Source organism: Mesorhizobium sp. M2A.F.Ca.ET.037.01.1.1, from assembly GCF_003998075.1.
Lineage (GTDB): Bacteria > Pseudomonadota > Alphaproteobacteria > Rhizobiales > Rhizobiaceae > Mesorhizobium.
In genome coordinates, this window is the sequence record NZ_RZSA01000889.1 from 1 (window position 1) to 2,741 (window position 2,741).

The 2,741-nt window shown below is 64.0% G+C and carries 4 protein-coding genes; all 4 read left to right on the plus strand.

Translation table 11 applies throughout. The features are described from left to right. Positions 1–160: MTH938/NDUFAF3 family protein (locus EOA27_RS30795; protein WP_189562163.1), on the plus strand; the 160-nt coding region annotated here is incomplete at its 5' end. 18 nt (positions 161–178) lie between these two features. Continuing rightward, positions 179–1,027, plus strand: a complete 849-nt coding sequence (locus tag EOA27_RS30800; RefSeq protein ID WP_189343378.1) for a phytoene/squalene synthase family protein — start codon at positions 179–181, stop codon at positions 1,025–1,027. An 80-nt stretch (positions 1,028–1,107) separates the two neighbouring features. Then, complete coding sequence (locus EOA27_RS30805) at positions 1,108–1,533, plus strand: hypothetical protein (RefSeq protein WP_126082300.1); 426 nt, start codon at positions 1,108–1,110, stop codon at positions 1,531–1,533. Further along, complete coding sequence (locus tag EOA27_RS30810) at positions 1,533–2,483, plus strand: sterol desaturase family protein (protein ID WP_189343113.1); 951 nt, start codon at positions 1,533–1,535, stop codon at positions 2,481–2,483. The genes EOA27_RS30805 and EOA27_RS30810 overlap by 1 nt, the downstream gene beginning before the upstream one ends. Positions 2,484–2,741 lie beyond the last annotated feature (258 nt).

Genomic DNA, 2,741 nt, shown 5'->3' on the forward strand with positions numbered 1-2,741 from the left:
GGGCAAGGATTTGCGGCCGCTGCCGGCGGCGCTGCGCGCCGCGCTCAAGGAAGCCGGCATCTCCGCCGACCCGATGTCGACGGGCGCTGCGGTGCGGACCTACAATGTGCTGCTGGCCGAAGACCGCGCCGTGGCCGCCGCGCTGATCGCCGTCGACTGAATGGCCGGCACGCCCGACATCGTCAACAATGGCGACATCGTCATGGACGCGGTGCGCGCCGCCGACCATGACCGATATTTGTCTGCGCTCTACGCGCCGGCCGACAAACGCGGCGCGCTGCTGGCGCTCTACGCCTTCAACGCCGAAATCGCCGGCGTGCGCGATCGCATCCACGAGCCGCTGCCGGGCGAGGTCAGGCTGCAATGGTGGCGCGATGTCATTTCGGCCGATGGGGATGCCGGGACGGGTCACCCGACCGCCGATGCGCTACGCGGTACGATTGCCGCAAATAAGCTGCCGAAAAGTGCTTTCGAGAACATGCTCGAGGCGCGGATCTTCGATCTCTATGACGACCCGATGCCGTCGCGTACCGACCTCGAGGGCTATTGCGGCGAAACGGCCGCAGCACTTATCCAGTTTGCGGCCATGGTGCTCGATCCGGAGGCGGCGCCGGGCTTTGCCGAACTCGCCGGCCGGGCCGGTTGCGCCCAGGCCATCACCGGCCTGCTGCTTCTGCTGCCGCTGCACCGCCGGCGCGGACAGTGCTTTGTGCCCTCAGACATCCTCGCGGCAGCCGGCACGACGCCGGAAGAGTTCGTCAAGGGCGAGGGTGGGGCTGCCGCCGAGCGCGCGGTTGTGGCGATGATCGCGTTGGCGCGGGAGCATCTCAACGCCTTCGAGAAAGGTGCGCCGGCGCTTCCCGTTTCGCTGCGGCCGGCCTTTCTGCCGTTGGCGCTGACCAACGCCTATCTCGACAAGATGGAAAAGGCTGGCAGTTCGGCGCTCCGCAGGACCGCAGCGCTCTCCACCTTGCGCCGGCATTGGCTGCTCTTGCGTTATGCGATGCGGGGCTGGATGCCCCTTTGACGTAAACGTCAATCGTGCTAGGGGTTTGTCGCGCGGACCCGTGTCAAAGAAATGCGGGCCGCCGGAGGAGCCGCGTTCCCATGAGCCTGCCAGTCCTGGTCGTCCTCGTCGCGTTCGGCATTGCGTTGTCGGTCGCAGCCGTGCATTTCACCGGCGGCACGACAACCGCGACGCTTGCCGGCGCGGCTCAAGCGCTCGCACGCTTTGCCGATGATTTTCCCGACGAAAGGCCGGGTGCCGTGCGGCTGACCGCCGACAATCATGCCGCGTTTCTCGACCTCGGCCCGCAACGCTGCGGCATCGTCCAGAGCATCGGCGATTGTTTTCTGACGCGCATCGTCACGCCGCACGACATTCTGGCGCTGGCGAGGGAAGGGAAAGCGGTGTCGCTGCGGCTGAAGGATTTCACCTGGAAAGGTGGGCGGTTTGCTTTTGCCAACGAAGCCGATGCGCGAGCGGTGGCAGCGACCCTGCAGAACAGCGATCGGATCCGGGAGGCGGCGTGATGGACGAGTATAATTTCCCGCAGGTCACCCAGCTTGCGATCCCCTTCTTCGTCGCAGCGATCCTGATCGAGCTCTGGCTGGTGCGCACCGGCCGCGCCAAGGGATCGTTCGAGACGCGCGACACGCTGACCAGCCTGATGATGGGCACCGGCAATGTCGTCGCCGGCCTGCTGCTCGGCGTCGTGTCCTACTGGGCGCTGCTGTGGCTCTGGCAGTTCCGTTTCTTCAATCTCGGCCTGTCCATCTGGGTGTTCGTCGCCGCCTTCCTGCTCGATGACTTGCGCTACTATGTCTATCACCGCATCGCGCACCGGGTGCGCTGGGTGTGGGCCGAGCATGTCAATCATCATTCCAGCCAGCATTACAATCTCTCGACGGCCCTGAGGCAGAGCTGGACCGGCCTGTTCACCTTCACCTTCATCCTGCAGGCGCCGCTGGTGCTCGCCGGCTTCCATCCGGCGGTGATCGCCTTCGTCTTCGGCTTCAACCTTGTCTGGCAGTTCTGGATCCACACCGAGACGATCGGCAAGATGTGGGGCTGGTTCGAGTTCATCTTCAACACGCCCTCGCACCATCGCGTCCACCACGCCACCAACCCGCGCTATCTCGACGCCAATTATGCCGGCACGCTGATCATCTGGGACCGCATGTTCGGCACCTTCGTCGAGGAACTGGAGGAAGACCGGCCGCGCTACGGCATCGTCAAGAATATCGGGACCTTCAATCCGCTGAAGGTCGCGTTCCACGAATGGATCGGCATGTTCAAGGATGCGCTGGCGCCGGGGCTGACGCCTGGCGAGCGCTTCAATTATCTCATCCAACCGCCGGGCTGGAGCCATGACGGCTCGCGCGACACGTCGGAAACGCTGAAGGCGGCCTATGTCAGGCGAAATCCTTCCCAAGCAGGCAAGCCGGGATTGCCGCCAGCGCGTGCCGAGCCGGCGGAATAGTCATGGTGAGGAGAGAGCGCGGCCGCTTGCAGCAGCTGCCATCGCGGCGGTGTCCGCAAAATTCCTGTCGATGATACGCAGCTTCGGCGACAGCGGCAGAACGAACGGTAACTGGAACCGTCATGGTGCCGAAACGAAGCGTCGCGGCGGTCTTTATGTGTAATCCCTGAACCTGATCCTCGAGCGGATTTCCTTTTTCAGAAGAAACCTGAGAAGGTTTCCAATGGTTCTTGGGTATGTATGGCCATAGGCGTATAG